The following is a 17,894-nucleotide window of genomic DNA, read 5'->3' as shown; positions in this document are numbered from 1 at the left end:
GCCGCTTGTCGCGTCCAGCACGGTACCCAGCCGTTGCTTGCCAATATAAACCCTGATCCATAAACCGCACCAGAGAGATCCGGGCCTTCAAGTACTCATATTTCGGCCGTCGTTGAGACTTGCCTCCTGCGCACTGCCAGCAGACGCTTCTGAGGTCACCAGGGCTAGCCAGAGGTTCATGGTGGCAGCCAGGATGACCTGCCGAACAAGGCGAAACTTGGCGCGAGTAACGCGCTTTTCCACATAGGGGAGCCAGCGCTGTGGCCCGGCCAGCACGAATCCTAGGCTTGAGTCAAGCGAATCGCCTATCCGGCCCAAATGCACTAAGATATTGAAGTCTGTGCTGCGTCCTGCCTCCGTTCCGGCGGCGGGGCATCGCACAGCATCGCAAATGAACCTCCTGTTACGGAAATGCCGTAACCGCTTAGCCCAAAGGAGGTGGGTTCACATATGCGTCCTTACGAATTGATGGTAATCATCGACCCCGAGGTCGAAGAGCGTACCGTTGAGCCGTCGCTTCAGAAGTTCCTGAACGTCATCACCAACGATGGTGGAACCATCGAAAAGGTTGACATCTGGGGCCGTCGCCGGCTGGCTTACGACATCAGGAAGAAGTCCGAAGGTATCTACGCCGTGGTGAACTTCACCGCCAAGCCGGAAACCGCCAAGGAACTTGACCGCCAGCTGTCTCTTAACGAGACCATCATGCGCACCAAGATCACCCGCCCCGAAGAGCAGAAGGTTGTTGCTGAGTAATTTCAGCACCAATTTTCATTCTTTACCCCGCAGGAAACGCACTCTTCACCCAGGATCGAACAAGGAGGCAGTAGATGGCAGGCGAGACCACCATTACGGTCATAGGTAATCTCACCAATGACCCGGAATTGCGGTTCACACCGTCCGGTTCGGCAGTAGCGAACTTCACCATCGCTTCCACCCCCCGCACCTTTGATCGCCAGTCCAACGAGTGGAAGGACGGGGAAACCCTGTTCCTCCGCGCCGCCGTCTGGCGTGAAGCAGCCGAGAACGTGGCCGAGTCCCTGACCAAGGGCATGCGCGTTATCGTTAGCGGCCGCCTGAAGAGCCGTTCCTACGAAACCAAAGAAGGCGAAAAGCGCACCGTTATCGAGCTTGAGGTCGACGAAATCGGCCCCAGCCTGCGCTATGCCAATGCCAAGGTCAACCGCACCCAGCGCTCCGGCGGACAGGGTGCACCGGGTGGCTTCGGCGGCGGCAACAGCGGCGGCGGTTTCGGAGGAGGCGCTCCTGGGGGAAACCAGGGCGGCAATTCCGGCGGAGGCTGGGGCGGCGGCAACCAGCAGGCTGCACAGGACGATCCCTGGGCTACGCCCGGTGTGTCCAATGCAGGCGGCTGGGGCAACGGCCCCGATTCCGAACCTCCCTTCTAAACACCCATTAAGGCCCGACGACGGGACCACCCGAAGTGCCTACAGGCACCAGGGTGACTGCCGCCGTCGGACCACCACCATCCCGTGGATCAATATCCACGGGCTCCCTAGAATAGGAGCTCCACGATGGCTAAGGCTGAACTCCGTAAGCCCAAACCAAAGTCCAACCCCTTGAAGGCCGCTGACATCACTGTCATCGACTACAAGGACGTAGCATTGCTGCGCAAGTTCATCTCCGACCGCGGAAAGATCCGCGCCCGTCGCGTCACCGGCGTCACGGTCCAGGAACAGCGCAAGATCGCACAGGCAATCAAGAACGCCCGCGAAGTTGCTCTGCTGCCTTACTCCGGCGCTGGCCGCGGCTAAGGAAGGGATTAACTAACATGGCAAAGCTCATTCTGACCCACGAAGTAACCGGTCTCGGTGCTGCTGGTGACGTTGTCGAGGTCAAGGACGGTTACGCACGTAACTACCTGCTGCCCCGCAACTTCGCCCTGACCTGGTCGAAGGGCGGCGAAAAGCAGGTTGAGTCCATCAAGGCTGCCCGCGCTGCCCGCGAGCACGCTTCCCTGGAAGACGCTCAGAAGCAAGCCGCTGCACTCTCCGCCAAGCCGGTCAAGCTGGTCGTCAAGGCTGGCGAGACCGGACGCCTGTTCGGCACGGTCAAGCAGGCCGACGTCGCTGATGCTGTTGAGGCCGCCGGACTCGGCAGCATCGACAAGCGCAAGGTTGAACTGCCGGTTCACATCAAGTCGGTAGGTTCCTACCAGGCCAACGTCCGTCTGCACGACGACGTTGCTGCTGTGATCGAACTCGACGTAGTAGCCGGCAAGTAATAGCTGACTGCATGAAGACCCCCGCTGCCGGATTCCGGCGGTGGGGGTCTTCGCTTTGCAAGCAGGGGACAGGCTCCGCCGTAGGTGGTGGCATCCTCCTGGGGACGTGCTGTTTTGTAGCCCTGGAAGAGGAATGAACAGGTGCGGGAATACTCCGAAGACGCCAGCAGTTCACCATGTAGATGCAAATGCATATAAGGTGAAATGAAGTAGCAACAGGAGAATGCCATGCAAACCCGCCGCATCACAGTCCTTTCCGCCGGGCTTGGCGTACCATCGTCGAGCCGCCTGCTGGCTGACCAGCTGGCCGCGTCCGCTGAGCGGCAACTGACGGCGGCCGGCTACGACGTGACGGTGGACGTCGTCGAGCTCCGGGACGTGGCGGTGGATATCGCCAACAACTTCGTGACCGGCTACGCCGCCCCCCGCCTTGCCGAAGTGATTGCCGGTGTGGAAGCGTCGGATGGAATCATCGCCGTAACTCCAGTATTCAGCGCGTCCTACAGCGGCCTGTTTAAATCATTCTTTGACGTCCTGGACCCTAAGTCCCTTGACGGCAAGGCTGTCCTGCTGGGCGCAACCGGCGGCACTGACCGTCACCAGATGGTCCTGGACTACTCCATGCGTCCGCTGTTCAGTTACCTGCGCACCCGGACGGCCGCCACAGGCGTCTTCGCCGGTCCGCAGGACTGGGGCAGCACAGAGGACGGCGGCTCTTCTCTTGCAGAGCGGATCGACCGTGCTGCCGGTGAGTTCGCCCGGCTGCTGGACGGTCCCCAGCCCGGCCGCAAGCCCGCTCCAATGGAGTCCCTGCCGTTCGAGCAGCTGCTGGCCGGCATTTCCGGAAACCGCTAAAGGCCGCGTGCGCCGAACTTTCGAGGTGCGCCGGTCGTTGTGCGGGACATGAAATGTCCTGTGGATTCCGTAGACCTGCTGATGACCGAGCGCAGCGGGATGGAAATCGACTACTGTCCGCAGTGCCGCGGCGTCTGGCTGGACCGTGGAGAGCTCGATAAGATCCTGGACCGCGCCGCCGGCACGACGCCCGAAGCGTCGGCCAGGCCCGCGACTCCGGCAGCCGGCCCAACCCCGCCGCCGCTCTATCCCAACTTCGAGGCCCGGCGCGAGCAGCCACGCTACGACGACCGCAAGTACGGGAAGCAGGGGTACGACCGGGACTACGACCAGCGGCGGCACAAGAAAAAGGAGGGCTGGCTGGGGGAGATATTCGACTTCTAGGGTCGACTGCTTGGCATCCCTGCCTCCCAGGTGCGCCTTTAGTCGTCCAGCAGCTCGATGAACTCCCGCGCCTGCTTCATTGAAATATCAGAGTGCCGCGTCAGTGCACTGGCTGCGGCTTCCGTGTCCCCGTTGCGCGCCAAGGTACGGATCCTGCCATAGATTTCGTCATTGAGCATGTTGCTGCTCACCTCGCGGGTTACGTCGCCCTTGCTGGCAATGGCCCGGTAGCGGTAGGGGAACCGCTGGGGCTCGTTGTCCTCGTCTTCGTCCTGCTCCGGGGCGGCCGCCTCAGGGCTTCTGTAGGGCTGGGGATGGGCTGCCAGCGCCCCCACCGCGTCCCGCGAAGCCCGCAAACCATCGCCGGTGGCTTCGTAGTACAGCTTGATGGCGGCCATCGCCTGCCCCTGGGCGATCAGCGCGTAAAGCCGCCGGTGTTCTTCCTCCGACAGCTTGGCCGCGGCGGCGCGCGCCAGCTCCGGGGACGTTGCCGCCGGCTGTGCCGGTTCGGGGCCGCGCGTTGCCTTACGCCGGCTGATGGCGCGGACTGCCACAGCAACTCCCGTAACCACTGCACAGAGGATGAGGACAGGGACCACAAGCGATTCCATCGTTCTAAAAGCCGTTCTATGTATTTCCAGGCCGTTGCCGGGCCTGGTTGCGTGCGTCCTGCTGCTGGGTGTGCTGCTGTGTGTTCTGGCTGGGGCGGGTCTTGGCCTCCAACCTGGCACGTGCTGCCGTGGCAGCTTCGACCTGGGCTGCGTAATGCCGGGCTGAACGCTCAGCGAGGTCGCGCTGATATCTTTCCGCATCCGACATCCCGGTATCGCGCGGGCTGAGTGCGGTGAAAAGGCCCCAAATGAGCGCAATCAAGACAATCGCAGGCAATAGCACCAGCAGTAGTTCGCCCATACATAAAGCTTATGCCAGATCCACTTTATCCACAGCAATATTCACCTGTGCGCTTATCGGACGGTGAGAGGCAGGTCAAACGCTTCACGTGGAATATGAGAACCGCCACGGCTGATGCATGAACTTGGTCACGGGGACAGTCCAGGCGCCATCCTGCCCGAATGGCAGGTACGGCCTGTGGATGAAATTCCACAGAAGAAATATTTACTCCACATGCGGGAGAAGACGTTTTCGCTGGTCAGGGGCGGGTAGCAACTCAAAGTTTTTTTGTATCCACAGGCTTTCGCACAGGCTGTGCACAAGCTATGCCGGTTACTGCACAGCTTATCCACAGCCCTTCCGGCAACCCGGCTTTGCGGCTGGACCCCGGGCGGCTACCGTAGCGGGGTACCTGTTCTTAGGGCAGTAATTAGCTCGGGGAACTGCGGTAAAACCGCAGTTCCCCGGCCAGTTCCGGCCCTCGGGAGAGGCCTTTGTGGAAAACCTGTGGACAGTGGGGATAACTCTCGAAATCCTCATTTTCCGGAGCTGGCTGGAACATTGTCAGACCCCGCCGATAAACCTTGACAGGTGGCGGAGTGCGGATTTTCCCGACGAGGCCTCAACAGGATGGTAACCACCGGGCAACCCAGGTCCCGGTAAAAATGGAGGACGGCAGCTTTGTCAATCGCGCATCTGGACCCGGTGGAGACTTCCCGCGGATCAGACACTAGCCGAAAGCCTCCCCAGGACATCGCCGCCGAGCAATCGGTGCTGGGCGGCATGATGCTGTCCAAGGACGCCATCGCGGATGTGGTGGAGATCCTCAGGGGCCAGGACTTCTACCGGCCGGCCCATGAAACCATTTACGAAGCGATCATTGACCTGTACGGCCGCGGTGAGCCCGCCGATGCCGTGACCGTTTCCGATGAGTTGACCAAGCGTGCGGAAATCAACAGGATCGGCGGTCCGGCCTACCTGCATGAGCTGATCCAGACTGTTCCCACCGCGGCCAACGCAGGGTACTACGCGGAGATCGTTGCCGAACGGGCTGTCCTCCGGCGCCTCGTGAATGCCGGTACCAAGATCGTCCAGCTGGGTTACGGCTCCGATGGTGAGGTGGAGGACCTGGTCAACCAGGCCCAGGCCGAGGTATACGCCGTGGCAGAACGCCGCACCGCCGAGGACTACGTGGTCCTAAAGGACGTCATGGAGTCCACGGTGGACGAGATCGAAGCGTCAGGCCACCGCGGTGAGGGCATGACCGGTGTCCCCACCGGGTTCTACGAACTTGATGAGCTCACCCATGGCCTGCACCCCGGCCAGATGATCGTCATCGCAGCCCGTCCCGCCGTCGGTAAGTCCACGTTCGCCCTGGACTTTGCCCGCTCCGCCGCCATCAAGAACAACCTGGCCACGGTCATGTTCTCGCTCGAAATGGGCCGCAACGAGATTGCCATGCGCCTCCTCTCGGCAGAAGCCACCATCGGGCTGCAGGATCTCCGCAAGGGAACCATCAAGGACGAGCAGTGGTCCAAGATCGCCACCACCATGGGCCGGATGAATGACGCGCCGCTGTTTATTGATGACAGCCCCAACATGTCCCTGATGGAAATCCGGGCCAAGTGCCGGCGGTTGAAGCAGCAGCACGACCTCAAACTCGTCATCCTCGACTACCTGCAGCTGATGAGCTCCGGCAAGAAGGTGGAGTCGCGCCAGCAGGAAGTCTCCGAGTTCTCCCGCGCGCTGAAGCTGTTGGCCAAGGAACTCCAGGTCCCGGTTATTGCCCTGTCACAGCTGAACCGTGGATCGGAGCAACGCCAGGACAAGCGCCCCATGGTCTCTGACCTCCGTGAATCCGGATCCATTGAGCAGGACGCGGACATGGTGATCCTGCTGCACCGCGAGGACGTCTACGACAAAGAATCACCGCGTGCGGGTGAGGCTGACATTCTCGTGGCCAAGCATCGTAACGGCCCCACCAAGGACATCGTGGTCGCTTTCCAGGGTCACTACTCCCGGTTTGCGAACATGGCCGCTGACGCCGGCGGTGGCGGCTTCTAGCCCTGCGCCAGCAGATGGTTCGGGAGGCGGTTGCCTGGTGCAGTGCCCCGAATCTCGAGCAGTTCCCGCGCGTGGGCCTGCAGCCGCTTATCCTCCTCACTGACGGGCACCCAGGAGGGAATGGGGACGGAGTTGCCTTCGTCGTCGCGCGCCACCATGACGGTGAGGCAGTATGTGGTGAGGTTCAGTCCGCCGCCCTTGGGGTCCCCGGAGCGCACGTGGACGGCGATGTGCATGCCTTTGGTTCCCGTGTACACCAGGCGGGCCTCCACCTCCACCACATGCCCGATCAGCAGCGGCCGGTAAAAGCGCACTCCGCCCGAGAACACAGCCACAGTGTCTTTGCCGCAGTAGCGGGATGCACAAACGTAGGCGGCTTCATCGATCCACTTCATGACGATTCCGCCGTGGACCTTGCCGCCCCAGTTCACGTCTGTTGGAGCGGCCATGAACCGGAGGGTGACCCGCTCGGCGGTACCGGCGTCGGTATATTCCTGCCGGTTCATGGCTTCGACGATTTGCTCGCGGACCTTGATCCGGGCAAGGGCATGGTCCCGCTGCTCCACCTCGTCGGCGGTGACGGGCTCGAACTGCTGCACCGGGGTGGGTTTTCCGTCTTCCCCGACGGCTACGAAGATGACCATGCACTGGCTGCGCATGGTGGCCGGCCCGCCCCTGGGGTCTCCGGAGGAGACCACGGTCCGGATATGCATGGAGGACCGGCCGGTGTAAACAATGGTGGCTTCAACTTCCACCATATCGCCGCTGTTGACCGGGTCCGCGAAGTGGATGTTCCCAACATAGGCGGTGACGCAGTAGGACTTCGCCCATCCCACAGCCGCAGCGTAGGCCGCCTTGTCCACCCACTCCAGGACGGTGCCGGCATCGACCGAGCCGCTGTGGCCCACGTCCATGGGCGCGGCCAGGAATCGGAGGGTAACGGAGTTCGGGGTGCCGGTCGAAGTCATGCTGCGATCATACTGACGCCCCCGGTTACCCGCTGGTTGGGGCGGCGTAGAGACAAACGGCGCTGCCCCGCCCGCCGGAGAGGCGGACGGGGCAGGTTTACCGGATGCCGGAGGGCTATCCGGCGCGGGTATAGACAATGTCCGGCTGAGCCGGCAGTTCCATGCCTTCACCGATATAGAAGCCGGGGTGCGGCGGCTGGTTGTACGAGACGTTCTCCCGCGCCACGGACAGGCGGTACACCGGATCGTGCATCAGCGTCCGAAGCCGGACGTCGGTGCCAGCCGTGGTGGTGTAGATCCGAAGTTCCGTGCTGTCTGCGGACGGCCAGGCAATCTCCTCCCGCCAGTCACCCAGGAGGTCGGCCTGGATGGCGGGGTTGCCCTTGGTGCTGTTGTTGGTCTTGGCACCCGTTGCTGTCAGCAGCCTGTCGCTCGACTCCGTCTCCCAGTTCCACTTGGCGATGCTGGGCGTGCCCGTGTTGGTGGCGGCGTTCCAGTCATGGTCCACGATTTCGCGGAGCAGGTCGCCGTCCCACCAGGCCAGGAAGTTGGCCGCGGGAATCTTGTTGGCAATCAGCTGCCCCTTGGCCGAACGCAGTTCACCGACCGGTGAGTTCCAGGCGGCGTCGCCGCCGACTGCCCAGGCCTCGGCCCCGGCGTGCCGGGGGTCGATATCTCCCGCGGCTCCACGCCCGGTGTCCTTGGCAGACATGATGCTCCAGAGGATTTCGCCGGTCTTCGAATCGCGGAAGGTTGCACCGCGGTTTCCACTGGCTCCCATGTCCTCGTGGACCATGAACGTCTCCAGGCCCGGGCGGGACGGATCGAGGTCGCTGGTGTGGATGGCGTCACCATGGCCCAGGCGGGTGTTGTACAGCGGTTTGCCGTTGTCGTCGATGGTCATGGACCCGAAAATAAACTCGTCCTTTCCATCGGCGTCCACATCCGCCACCGACAGGTTGTGGTTGCCCTGTCCGCGATACTGGGCGCCGGCGGTGTCGGAGTCGAAGATCCAGCGCTTGATGATCTTGCCCGCTACCAGGTCGTAGGTGGCCAGCACGGTGCGCGTGTAATAGCCGCGGCTGAACATCATGGATGGACGTTCCCCGTCAAGGTAGGCCACGGCGCCGAGGAAGCGATCCACACGGTTGCCGTAGGTGTCACCCCAGGCCCCCACGTCACCGCGGGGAGGATCGTAGGCGACGGTGTCCATGACGGTGCCGGTGGCTCCGTGGAAGACCGTCAGGAACTCCGGACCCGTCAGCACGTAACCACTGCTGTTGCGGTAATCGGCTCCGGCGTTTCCGATCACGGTCCCGGCGCCGTCCCGCGTGCCGTCCGCTGTCTTCATGGCAACCTCAGCCTTGCCGTCGCCGTCGAAGTCGTACGCCAGGAGCTGGGTGTAGTGGGCGCCGGCGCGGATGTTCGGGCCCATGTTGATCCGCCAGAGTTTGGTGCCGTCCATCCGGTAGGCGTCCACATAAACCGTGCCTGTGTAGCCGGCCTGGGAGTTGTCTTTGGCGTTGGACGGTGACCACATTTGGAGGATTTCGTAAGTGCCGTCACCGTCAAGATCGGCAACGCTGGCGTCACCTGCGGAGTAGGAGTAGGGCTGTCCGTCCTTGGTGTAGTCGTCCGCGGGCTTGTCCAGCTTGACTGCCAGGTAGCCCTGCACCTGGGGGGTGAACTCGTTGGTGAGCTGTTCCCCGCCGTTGCCGACCGTCTTGACCGCGTAGCGGGAAGCGGCTGTCCCTGATGGGTCCAGGAACGTGGTGCTGTTGCGGATCGGCTCCCCGGTGAGCTGGACGCCGTCGCGGATGACATGGAACCCGATCTGTTCCGGATCCAGGCCGAGCATGCGCCAGCCCACCCGCACGCCTTCACCTGTCAGCAACGCCACAGGGGCACGGTCCAGCTGCTCCATCTGCCGGTTGACAACCGTGACTTTCTCCGTGCCAATCACCGGGGAAGGCGCTGATTCGCCGCCCTTGTTCACGGTGGTCACGCGGTAGTAGTACTCGATGGTGGTCAGCACGGTGTAGTCGGTGTAGTTCACCTCGGCGGCCCGGCCCACGTACTCAAAGGGGCCGTCCGGTGACGTTGAGCGGTAGACCTGGTAGGCGGCTGCGCCGGCCACCTTCTGCCACTTCAGCGTCACGCTGGTCTTTTCCACGGCCTTGACGTCCACCTTGCCGGTAGCCGCCGGGACGGGGGTGTTGGGGTCAACCAGTGCAGTCTCCACTGTGTTGGAGGGGACTGACTCGAGGCCGGTGCTGTCCACGGCCGTGACGAAGTACTTGTACTTCAGGCCGGCGAAGGCAGTGGTGTCCTGGAAAGATGCTGCCGTGACGTTTTCGGAGACCAGCTGTGGTTCAGCTTCGAATGATGCCTGGCGGAACACCTTGTAGCCCGCCGCATCTGCCACAGCGTCCCATGCAAGGTCCACGGTGGGTGGTTCAGCTGCGGCGTTGACGGCTGTGGTGTGCAGGTTGGTGGGTCCCACCAGCAGCGGGGTTACCTCCAGGCCGTTAAGCCGCTGGCCGGAGCCGCTGATGGTCAGGTTGAGCTGCCCGTCGGAGACCAGGACCTGGTTGATGATCTTGGTTGCCGATGATGCCCGGCCGGAAGACACCTGCCCGAAGGGAGTGCCCTGGGCGGCAACGTCCGTCCGCGTGGAGCCGATCCAGTCGCTGTGGTAGGTCTTCAGGGCGTAGGTACCGTTTGGGACGTCGAGCTGGAATTCGAAGCTGGAGCCGCTGAGGACGAAGTCCCGCAGCAGGTTGCTGGTCACCGCGCCCCGGTCCCGGTCGCTGAGGACGGAGACGTCCTTGAAGCCGAACCCCCGCTGCGGTGTGTAGGCCATGGTCCGGTTCACTTCGGTGTAGCCGGGCTCAAGCGGTGCTCCCACGGGCCCAAAGTCGAACTTGTACTTGGCCTGCTTGGTGGTCACGGCGAGGGGGTCGCTGGGTTCCGAGAGTCCTTTGCCGTTCATCGCGGCGACCCGGACGCTGTAGGCGGTGCCTTCGGCCAGTCCGCCCAGGTTGGCGGTGGGGACGGTAGAGGTGGTGGTGAGCGCGTAGGCGCTGTCCGGCTCGGAGGCCAGCTTGCGGTACACCTTGTAGATGTCCGCACCTTCGACGGGCTGCCATTTCAGGAGTGCCCCGGCGTTGGAGACGCTTCCGGTCACCAGTCCCTGCGGCTTGGCAGGAACGGACGACGGCGGCGCGACCTCCTTGGCGCGTGAGGCGAGGGGAACGCTGAGCTGCTTCACTCCGCCCGCCACCAGGCGCGCGATCTGGATGGCGCCGTATTCCTGGAAGTGTGTGTTGTCCACCGTGCCGGTAGGGCGGTTGGGGTAGACACCGGCGTCGACGTGGAGGAAGACGGACTTGGTGTCCTCCGGACCGATCGCGTCGTAGTAGGCGCGGCTGGAGGCGGAGAGGTCCACCAGTGCCACGCTTTCCTCAGCGGCCAGTTCCTGCATCCTGGCCACGTACTCCGGGAAGCTGACGCGGAATTTGCCGGTGGCTTCGTCGTAGTCCCGGCGTCCCACGGGGGTTACGAGAATGGGGGTGGCACCGCGCTGGCGGGCTCCGTTCACGTAGGTGCGGAGGTATTCCTTGTAGTCGGCAGGGGAGGCGTACCGGTCGTCGACGCCGATGGTGGCGTCGTTGTGGCCGAACTGGACCATCAGGTAGTCGCCGGGGTTGATGACGCGAAGGATCTCGTCCAACCGTCCCTGGGTGATGAAGTTCTTGGAGCTCCGGCCGCCGATGGCGTGGTTCTTGAAGGAAACGCTGCTGTCAAAGTAGCGGTCGATCATCTGGCCCCATCCCGCCTGGGGGGCGAAGCCGGGGTCGTAAGTCTGGACGGTGGAGTCGCCCGCGAGGTAGACGCCGGGGTCAGTGGTGGCGGTGCGCGGAGCACGGGCCGCGATGACCAGGGAGTTGATCTTGGCCGCCGTACCGGTGAAGTCGAGGTTGAGCTGTCCGTCCACCAGGGAGATGGGGAATTCCATCTCGAGGTACTGGCCCGCAGGCCTGTCCGTTGTCTGGACCTTGGCCATTTTCTCGGCCGTGATGGCGATGTGGGTGGCTTCGGCGGCGTCACCGGCGATGAGTTTGACCGTGTAGTCACCATTGGGCAGGTCCACCAGGAAGGAGCTTCCCTGGGCCTGCACGAAATCGGAGCGGAGGGCGTCGCCGGTGCCACGGTCGGCGCCGGAGGTGACGGCCGTGTCGGTGAAGCCGAACTTTCCGGCGGCGGAGTACTGGGTGGCGGCATCCACGCGGGTGTAGCCATCAGCCGTGGAACCCGGGCCAAAGTCGAACTTAAAGCCGCTGCCCACGGCTGGCAGTGCTGTATCCGCATGGACTGGCGGAAGGCCGCTCAGGGCGATGGCGGCAGAGGCGATAGCTGCGGTGGAAACCCTGACGCCCGAGTTGAAGATCCTGTTCCGTCGTGGCGGACCTTCTGTGGGACCGGGGATCGCTTGCGGGTGTTTGTTCACGGACATCTCCTTCGATGAGCGGTGGCAAAGCGGCCCCGGCCATCGATTGGAACGATTCAAAACGGCAGCACAGATTGACGGGGCGTATCCGTGCTGGCGGATGAGGTTCCCGGGACTGACCCGTTGAAGAAAAGCTGAGACCTGGGTGCGGTGATGCAGTTCTCACTGCAACAGTCACCTGTTTATCAGCAGCAACAGGACGCTGGCAAGCGTTTTCCCGATATTTCCCGCGCACTTTTGGTGCTAATTGTCCGAGAGTTTTAGGCCTTGGCCTCGACGGTGACGGCCAAAGCCCGACGGCGGCCAGGCACCCGGGTGCCCAGCCGCCGTCGGGCGGTGTATTGCCTGGCTTCTAGGCCAGGACTGCGAGCCTGGAGTTGTGCCGGCCAAAGAGCGCGCGGTCCACGGAGAGGCGTCCGGCACCCGTCAGTGCCAGGGCAAAGGCGGCTGCGGCCAGGAGCAGGACCAGTTCGTAACCGCCGTTCGCGGCAAAAACGCCGGCCTGGGCGTGCACCAGGAACAGGGCTCCCAGCATGTCGAGGGCAAGGAGGGCTGCAACTACCCGGGTGAGGATGCCCAGGATCAGGGCGATGCCGCCGGCGAGTTCCAGCACGGCGACCGCCGGAGCGGCGATTTCGGCAGCGGGAACACCCATTTTGGCAAAGGAAGCCTGGGTGCCGGTGATGGTCCATTCGTTGAACTTCTGCCAGCCGTGGGCTGCAAAGAGGAAGCCCAGGACAATGCGGAGGGCCGTGATGGCGGTGGTGGTCAGGCGGGACTGGTTCATGGGGTTTCACCGTTTCGGATATCGGTCGGAGCTGGGCGGGTGCAAGCGGGGCCGGATCGCGGCGTTGCAGCCTAGATAACCCAGTCTTCACCATAAATGGTTGAAGAGTCAACTATTTGTGGGAAGTGTGGGCTTTGTCATGCCGGGTCATTGCGACCGGTAGGTAATACCGCCGAAGGTTAAGCTGGCACGGTGCCCCAACCATCCACTTCCGTTCCTGTGGCGGGCAGCAGAAGCCACGCCCGGGAAATACTCCGCCTCGCCGTCCCCGCGTTCGGGGCGCTCGTGGCCGAACCGCTGTTCCTGCTTGCCGATTCCGCCATTGTGGGGCATTTGGGCGTGGCGCAGCTGGCCGGCGTCGGACTGGCGTCCGCGGTGCTGCACACCGCCGTCGGCCTGATGGTCTTCCTGGCCTATTCCACAACCCCGGCGGTGGCGCGGGCCATTGGGGACGGACAGCCGGGCAAGGCCCTGGCGGCCGGGCGCGACGGCGTGTGGCTGGCCCTGCTTCTGGGTACAGGCCTTGCTGTTGCCGGCTTCGCCGCGGCCGAACCGTTGATTGCCTTGATGGGCGCGGAGGGCGAGGTGCGGTCCTACGCCGTGGACTACCTGCGCTGGTCGATGCCCGGACTGGTGGCCATGCTGCTCATCTTCGCCGGCACCGGCGTTCTGCGCGGACTGCAGGATACGCGGACCCCGCTGGTGGTGGCGACGGCCGGCTTTGGGCTGAACATAGTCCTGAACCTGTGGCTGGTGTACGGGCTGGGCTGGTCGGTCACCGGTTCGGCGGTCGGAACCAGTGTGGCGCAGTGGGCCATGGCTGCCGTCTACCTGGTGATGGTGAGGCGCAACGCTGTCCGGCAGGGTGTCAGCCTTCTGCCCAGCTGGCACGGCATCCGCAGCATGACGCGGGTGGGGTCCTGGCTGATGCTGCGCACGCTCAGCCTGCGGGCAGCCATCCTCGTCACGGTGCTGGTGGTTACCGGGCAGGGCGCGGTCAACCTCGCTGCCCATCAGCTGGCAATGACGATCTTTTCGTTCCTGGCGTTCGCCCTGGACGCCCTGGCCATTGCCGCGCAGGCCCTGATCGGAAAGGAGTTGGGCGCCTCCAACGCGGGGAAGGCCCGGCTGCTCACGGGTACGATGATCCGCTGGGGAACGGGCTTCGGAGTAGTGACTGGCCTGCTTCTCGCTGTGGCGGCTCCCTGGGCAGGTGCACTCTTCACGTCCGACCAGCAGGTTCAGTCGGCCCTGGCCGTTGCACTGTGGATCCTGGCGGCCGGGCAGCCCATCGCCGGGTACGTCTTCGTGCTTGACGGGGTGCTGATTGGCGCGGGGGACGCCAAGTACCTGGCGCTGGCCGGGCTGGTCAACCTTGCCGCCTACGCGCCGCTTCTCGCCGCCGTTGCCTTGTCGGGTGCCGGGGGCGCGGACGGCCTGGGCTGGCTTTGGGCCGCCTTTGCGGTCGGCTACATGGCCGCCCGCGCCGTCACCCTAGGGCTCCGCGCCAGGTCCGACCGGTGGATGGTCCTGGGTTCGGCCTAGGAAAAGCTCCGCACTAAACTGGACCGGTGACGCAACCAATAACACCCGCAGGCGCCGTGCCGGAAACTGCGCCGCGGCCCGACCTCTGGAAGCCGGTCCTGCTGCGCGCCGCGGCGGCCCTCGCGTTCGGTGCCGTAACCATTTTCTGGCCATCACCCTCCATTGAGGTCATGGGCTGGGCGGGCGGACTGTACCTGCTCGCCACCGGCCTGGTTGCCCTCTGGGGTGCCCCCGCCGCCGGATTTCCGCGGGAGTCGACGCCGGGCAAACTGCTTTCCGCCGCAGGTTCCGTGCTGACGGGCGCAGGATTCGCCTTGGTTCTGCTGCACAGCGACCTGCTTTTTGGTGTCATAGCAGCCCTTGGCCTTGGCGTTGCCGGAGCGCTGGAGCTGTGGTGCGGACTGCGGTTCCGGGGCCGTCATCTCCTGGCCCGGGACTGGATTGCGTCAGGCGTCATAGGCGTTGGAACCGCCGTCGCCCTGCCCTTCTTCATCAGCCTGGGAGCCCACGCACTGCTCGGGGTGGCCGGTGGCGGCGCGATTATCTCAGGCGTTTTGTGGGTGCTCTCGGGCTTGACGCTCAGGCACGATGCCCGCGGCGCCGCCGGGAAGCCGTAAACTAGGAAGGCGCGGTTCTACTCGTTGTAGAAAAATGAGGCCGGGCGAACCACACACTACGCAAACCAGGACGGCCGGCGTGCCGCCTGCAGGGAGGACTCACCGTGGCAGACCAGCATCCAGGAAAACCGCGCAAGCTGCGGACCTCGGTGAAGGGGCCGCTGATGTTCTCCGCGTTCTGGGCCGTCGTCACCTTTGGGGCAGTGCTGATTTTTGCCTCCGGCGGCAGTGCGAAGGCCCCGCGCTTCGACCTTGCCCTGACCGGCGCAGGCATCGCCTTTATCGTCACACTGGTGATTGCGGCCATGCTGTCCATGAGCTACAAGGAGAACGCCGAGCACCTGGGCAAGGGATCCGGCATCAACCTCAGCTCGGCGAAAAAGCCGGCCCACGGCTTTGGCACGCCCGGCGCGAAGAATCCGCCGGCTTCCGACGGCGGCCCCGAACGGCCAACGGAGCGCTAACCCCGGTCCCGCCGCTAGCCTGAAGCTGCCTGCCTCGCGCGGTAGGCGGCCACATGCATCCGGTTGGCGCAGTTACCGGTGTCGCAGTAGCGCCTTGACCGGTTCCGGCTGAGGTCCAGCACGGCGGCGTCGCAGGCTTCTGCCTCACAGGTGCGCAGCCGGTCCATTTCCTTGCCACGGATGACGTCCGCCAAAGCCATTGCCGCCTCCGTGCTCATCCGGTGTGCCAGTGGGGCTTCAGGGGTGGTGGCGTGGAGGTGCCAGTCCCAGCCGTCATGCTTGACCAGCTGGGGCAGGGCGTTCGCCTCACGCAGCAGCCGGTTCACGGTGTCCACTGCTGCGTCTTCATTGGCAGTCCACAGTGCCGCAAGCTGGTGCCGCAGATGCCGGACGCTGGCCAGCTCGGCCGCGTCCCGCGTCCGGGAGCCGGAAAACCCTTCGGCGGCCAGGAAACTGTCCAGCTCCGCCTGGCTGGTGAGTTCCTCCCTGCCGTTTGCCGCAGAGTTGATGAGATTTACCACCGTGCGCAGCGCAACCTCAGTGTCAGGGGCAAAAACCATCTTGACTCCTTACAGGGCGAACGCGTACTGTCATGACCATTACCCCACTTTACTCCTGACAGGAGGCGAGAGTGCCTGCCGCCAACAACCACGCCCCGAACCGCCACGCGCCCACCGCCCGGCGGGGATTCCTGGCATCCGGACTCGGCATAGCGCTGTTCTCCTCAGCAGTCTTCGGGCTATCGGGCTCGTTCGCCAAGGCGCTGCTGGAAACCGGATGGTCTCCCGGAGCTGCCGTGACGGCCCGGCTCACCGGCGCCGCGCTGATTCTCGCCATTCCGGCCATTCCTGCGCTGCGGGGCCGCTGGCACCAGCTGCGGGACAACTGGGTGACCATCGGACTGTTCGGACTGATCGGTGTGGCGGCATGCCAGCTGTTCTACTTCAATGCGGTGGCCCGCCTGTCCGTCGGTGTTGCACTCCTCCTCGAGTACCTCGCGCCGGTGATCATCGTGTTGTGGCTGTGGGCGGCCAGCCGAAAGCGTCCCCGGGCCCTGACGTTCGGGGGAACCTTGCTCTCACTGGGCGGCCTGGTCCTGGTCCTGGACCTTACCGGCGCCGTCAAGGTGGATCCGGTGGGTGTGCTGTGGGGCATCGCCGCCGCGGTTTGCCTTGCCATCTACTTCTTTATTACCGCCAAGGAAAACGACACCCTGCCGCCCATCGTGCTGGCCTCGGGGGGCCTGATGGTGGGTGCCGCCGTGATGTGGCTTTCCGCTGCCACCGGCCTGCTGCCCATGGCCTTCAGCACGGCACACACGAAGCTGGGACCCTGGATGACCCCATGGTGGGTCTCCCTGGCCGGACTGGTGATCCTGGCAACGGTTTTGGCCTATGTCTCGGGCATCATGGCTGCACGCGCCCTGGGATCCAAGGTGGCATCCTTTGTGTCGCTGACCGAGGTGCTTTTCGCCGTGATCTGGGCGTGGCTGCTGCTGGGTGAACTGCCCGGCGCCATCCAGCTCCTGGGCGGCGTCCTCATTGTCGGGGGCGTCATCCTGGTCCGGCTTGACGAACTGCGCGCCCCGGCCGCTGGGGCGGGCGTCGGCGCGGCAGCGGGCAGGGAAGCCAAGGGCCGGGCGCCGTCGCCGCTGGAGCACGCAAACGACGTCGAACCCGTCCCCTGACTGCCGCTGAAGCGGGAGCACCGCCCCACGCAGTCTTAAACGTGCAGCCTTAAACGGGCAGGGCCCGGACATCCTGGATGTCCGGGCCCTGCCTGCAGGAACTTTGAGCAACCGGAAGGTCAGCGGGAAGCCTGGGTCTGCTCTTCGGCGTTGCGCTTCGCCTGGTTGCCGGCTTCCTTCAGCGCTTCCGCGACCTTGGTGAGCATGGTGGTGTGCGTTCCGGACCACTCCTGACGGAACTTGTCCGCATCGGGTCCCTCCCAGTTAGTGCTGCTCAGAACTTTGGTAAGAGTGGATTTCTGCGTCTCGATCTCGGACGCACCTGCCTGAAGCTTGCTGCCGAGCTGGCGAAGCTGCTCAACGTCTGCACCCCAAATAGCCATCAGTTTCTCCTAGTGTGAATCGCGGATCCGAAACAGGTCGGCATCCCCAGCGGCCCCCGGCTCATCCGGAAGATCCATTGCCTAAAACCTACCCCGGTCCCCAAAACAGTGTCGATGGGCACCCCTGCCCATGCAGCGCTCTGGACGGGTGCCGGCAAAGCCGGGCAGGAGGGGTCGATCCCAGGCGCTCCAGAGCCTAGCATGGCCTTATGTGCCGGAATATCCGAACCCTCCACAACTTCGAACCGCACGCCACCTCGGAGGAAGTGCACGCCGCAGCACTGCAGTATGTGCGCAAAGTCAGCGGCAGCACCAAGCCCTCGAAGGCCAACCAGGAAGCCTTCGATGCGGCGGTCCACGAGATTGCGCACATCACCCAGCACCTCCTGGATTCCCTGGTCTCGCAGGCGCCGCCCAAGGACCGGGAGGCCGAGGCGGCCAAGGCCAAGGCACGCGCCGCTGTGCGGTACGGCGCGGCCTGATCCGCCTCGGCC

General features: G+C 64.1%; 19 protein-coding genes. 12 read left to right on the top strand and 7 right to left on the bottom strand.

What is annotated here, in order from left to right; genetic code table 11:
* Positions 1-450: 450 nt before the first annotated feature.
* The 6 genes from rpsF (at position 451) to NXY83_RS20605 (ending at position 3,484) form a co-directional block, all read left to right on the top strand.
* Complete coding sequence (gene rpsF / locus NXY83_RS20630; RefSeq protein ID WP_258804051.1) at positions 451-756, top strand: 30S ribosomal protein S6; 306 nt, start codon at positions 451-453, stop codon at positions 754-756.
* A gap of 74 nt (positions 757-830) precedes the next feature.
* On the top strand, positions 831-1,409 hold the full coding sequence (locus tag NXY83_RS20625) for a single-stranded DNA-binding protein (protein ID WP_258804050.1): 579 nt from the start codon (positions 831-833) through the stop codon (positions 1,407-1,409).
* A gap of 126 nt (positions 1,410-1,535) precedes the next feature.
* Positions 1,536-1,775 carry a 30S ribosomal protein S18 gene (gene rpsR / locus NXY83_RS20620; protein ID WP_003800144.1) on the top strand — a complete coding sequence of 80 codons (240 nt, stop codon included), beginning with the start codon at positions 1,536-1,538 and terminating at the stop codon, positions 1,773-1,775.
* 17 nt (positions 1,776-1,792) lie between these two features.
* Positions 1,793-2,245 (top strand): 50S ribosomal protein L9, encoded by a 453-nt coding sequence (gene rplI, locus NXY83_RS20615; RefSeq protein ID WP_258804049.1) that lies wholly within the window; start codon positions 1,793-1,795, stop codon positions 2,243-2,245.
* A gap of 228 nt (positions 2,246-2,473) precedes the next feature.
* The gene (locus NXY83_RS20610; protein ID WP_258804048.1) at positions 2,474-3,100 is read left to right on the top strand and encodes an FMN reductase; all 627 of its coding nucleotides are present in this window, start codon (positions 2,474-2,476) and stop codon (positions 3,098-3,100) included.
* 60 nt (positions 3,101-3,160) lie between these two features.
* On the top strand, positions 3,161-3,484 hold the full coding sequence (locus NXY83_RS20605) for a zf-TFIIB domain-containing protein (RefSeq protein ID WP_258804047.1): 324 nt from the start codon (positions 3,161-3,163) through the stop codon (positions 3,482-3,484).
* 38 nt (positions 3,485-3,522) lie between these two features.
* Here NXY83_RS20605 and NXY83_RS20600 read toward each other — a convergent pair whose 3' ends face one another.
* Both NXY83_RS20600 and NXY83_RS20595 read right to left on the bottom strand, forming a co-directional pair.
* Positions 3,523-4,095 carry a hypothetical protein gene (locus NXY83_RS20600; RefSeq protein WP_258804046.1) on the bottom strand — a complete coding sequence of 191 codons (573 nt, stop codon included), beginning with the start codon at positions 4,093-4,095 and terminating at the stop codon, positions 3,523-3,525.
* 16 nt (positions 4,096-4,111) lie between these two features.
* Positions 4,112-4,396: a hypothetical protein gene (locus NXY83_RS20595; protein WP_258804045.1), complete on the bottom strand. Its 285-nt coding sequence runs from the start codon at positions 4,394-4,396 to the stop codon at positions 4,112-4,114.
* A gap of 660 nt (positions 4,397-5,056) precedes the next feature.
* On the opposite strand from NXY83_RS20595, the gene dnaB reads away from it, so the two are divergent.
* A complete protein-coding gene (gene dnaB / locus NXY83_RS20590) occupies positions 5,057-6,439 on the top strand; it encodes a replicative DNA helicase (RefSeq protein ID WP_258804044.1) in 1,383 nt (460 codons plus the stop codon).
* On the opposite strand, the gene NXY83_RS20585 is transcribed toward dnaB, so the two are convergent.
* The 3 genes from NXY83_RS20585 to NXY83_RS20570 all read right to left on the bottom strand — a co-directional run bounded on the left by NXY83_RS20585 (position 6,436) and on the right by NXY83_RS20570 (position 12,704).
* Positions 6,436-7,407, bottom strand: a complete 972-nt coding sequence (locus tag NXY83_RS20585; protein WP_258804043.1) for an acyl-CoA thioesterase — start codon at positions 7,405-7,407, stop codon at positions 6,436-6,438. The genes dnaB and NXY83_RS20585 overlap by 4 nt on opposite strands.
* A gap of 115 nt (positions 7,408-7,522) precedes the next feature.
* Positions 7,523-11,923, bottom strand: a complete 4,401-nt coding sequence (locus tag NXY83_RS20945; RefSeq protein ID WP_309484107.1) for an SGNH/GDSL hydrolase family protein — start codon at positions 11,921-11,923, stop codon at positions 7,523-7,525.
* 346 nt (positions 11,924-12,269) lie between these two features.
* Positions 12,270-12,704: a DoxX family protein gene (locus tag NXY83_RS20570; protein WP_258804042.1), complete on the bottom strand. Its 435-nt coding sequence runs from the start codon at positions 12,702-12,704 to the stop codon at positions 12,270-12,272.
* Positions 12,705-12,896: 192 nt separating this feature from the next.
* Here NXY83_RS20570 and NXY83_RS20565 point away from each other — a divergent pair, with 192 nt between their 5' ends.
* The 3 genes from NXY83_RS20565 to NXY83_RS20555 all read left to right on the top strand — a co-directional run bounded on the left by NXY83_RS20565 (position 12,897) and on the right by NXY83_RS20555 (position 15,330).
* Positions 12,897-14,249, top strand: a complete 1,353-nt coding sequence (locus NXY83_RS20565) for an MATE family efflux transporter (protein WP_258804041.1) — start codon at positions 12,897-12,899, stop codon at positions 14,247-14,249.
* A gap of 26 nt (positions 14,250-14,275) precedes the next feature.
* Positions 14,276-14,866: a hypothetical protein gene (locus tag NXY83_RS20560; protein ID WP_258804040.1), complete on the top strand. Its 591-nt coding sequence runs from the start codon at positions 14,276-14,278 to the stop codon at positions 14,864-14,866.
* Between the two features lie 104 nt (positions 14,867-14,970).
* Positions 14,971-15,330 carry a hypothetical protein gene (locus NXY83_RS20555; RefSeq protein ID WP_258804039.1) on the top strand — a complete coding sequence of 120 codons (360 nt, stop codon included), beginning with the start codon at positions 14,971-14,973 and terminating at the stop codon, positions 15,328-15,330.
* A 14-nt stretch (positions 15,331-15,344) separates the two neighbouring features.
* Here NXY83_RS20555 and NXY83_RS20550 read toward each other — a convergent pair whose 3' ends face one another.
* A complete protein-coding gene (locus NXY83_RS20550) occupies positions 15,345-15,890 on the bottom strand; it encodes a CGNR zinc finger domain-containing protein (RefSeq protein WP_258804038.1) in 546 nt (181 codons plus the stop codon).
* Between the two features lie 71 nt (positions 15,891-15,961).
* Here NXY83_RS20550 and NXY83_RS20545 point away from each other — a divergent pair, with 71 nt between their 5' ends.
* Complete coding sequence (locus NXY83_RS20545; RefSeq protein ID WP_258804037.1) at positions 15,962-17,017, top strand: EamA family transporter; 1,056 nt, start codon at positions 15,962-15,964, stop codon at positions 17,015-17,017.
* Positions 17,018-17,136: 119 nt separating this feature from the next.
* Here NXY83_RS20545 and NXY83_RS20540 read toward each other — a convergent pair whose 3' ends face one another.
* The gene (locus tag NXY83_RS20540) at positions 17,137-17,400 is read right to left on the bottom strand and encodes a WXG100 family type VII secretion target (protein WP_258804036.1); all 264 of its coding nucleotides are present in this window, start codon (positions 17,398-17,400) and stop codon (positions 17,137-17,139) included.
* A gap of 209 nt (positions 17,401-17,609) precedes the next feature.
* On the opposite strand from NXY83_RS20540, the gene NXY83_RS20535 reads away from it, so the two are divergent.
* Complete coding sequence (locus tag NXY83_RS20535) at positions 17,610-17,882, top strand: DUF2277 domain-containing protein (protein ID WP_258804035.1); 273 nt, start codon at positions 17,610-17,612, stop codon at positions 17,880-17,882.
* Positions 17,883-17,894: the final 12 nt, after the last annotated feature.

The sequence above is a fragment of the Pseudarthrobacter sp. NS4 genome, assembly GCF_024758005.1.
GTDB lineage: Bacteria > Actinomycetota > Actinomycetes > Actinomycetales > Micrococcaceae > Arthrobacter.
The sequence above is the reverse complement of the archived record's forward strand: the minus strand, read 5'-3'. Positions and strand labels throughout refer to the sequence as shown.

Bases quoted from the DNA above. Each gene is read 5' to 3' on its own strand.
- rpsF (WP_258804051.1), top strand. From the start codon at position 451: ATGCGTCCTTACGAATTGATGGTAATCATCGACCCCGAGGTCGAAGAG.
- NXY83_RS20625 (WP_258804050.1), top strand. From the start codon at position 831: ATGGCAGGCGAGACCACCATTACGGTCATAGGTAATCTCACCAATGAC.
- rpsR (WP_003800144.1), top strand. From the start codon at position 1,536: ATGGCTAAGGCTGAACTCCGTAAGCCCAAACCAAAGTCCAACCCCTTG.
- rplI (WP_258804049.1), top strand. From the start codon at position 1,793: ATGGCAAAGCTCATTCTGACCCACGAAGTAACCGGTCTCGGTGCTGCT.
- NXY83_RS20610 (WP_258804048.1), top strand. From the start codon at position 2,474: ATGCAAACCCGCCGCATCACAGTCCTTTCCGCCGGGCTTGGCGTACCA.
- NXY83_RS20600 (WP_258804046.1), bottom strand. From the start codon at position 4,095: ATGGAATCGCTTGTGGTCCCTGTCCTCATCCTCTGTGCAGTGGTTACG.
- NXY83_RS20595 (WP_258804045.1), bottom strand. From the start codon at position 4,396: ATGGGCGAACTACTGCTGGTGCTATTGCCTGCGATTGTCTTGATTGCG.
- NXY83_RS20585 (WP_258804043.1), bottom strand. From the start codon at position 7,407: ATGACTTCGACCGGCACCCCGAACTCCGTTACCCTCCGATTCCTGGCC.
- NXY83_RS20945 (WP_309484107.1), bottom strand. From the start codon at position 11,923: ATGTCCGTGAACAAACACCCGCAAGCGATCCCCGGTCCCACAGAAGGT.
- NXY83_RS20570 (WP_258804042.1), bottom strand. From the start codon at position 12,704: ATGAACCAGTCCCGCCTGACCACCACCGCCATCACGGCCCTCCGCATT.
- NXY83_RS20550 (WP_258804038.1), bottom strand. From the start codon at position 15,890: ATGGTTTTTGCCCCTGACACTGAGGTTGCGCTGCGCACGGTGGTAAAT.
- NXY83_RS20540 (WP_258804036.1), bottom strand. From the start codon at position 17,400: ATGGCTATTTGGGGTGCAGACGTTGAGCAGCTTCGCCAGCTCGGCAGC.
- NXY83_RS20535 (WP_258804035.1), top strand. From the start codon at position 17,610: ATGTGCCGGAATATCCGAACCCTCCACAACTTCGAACCGCACGCCACC.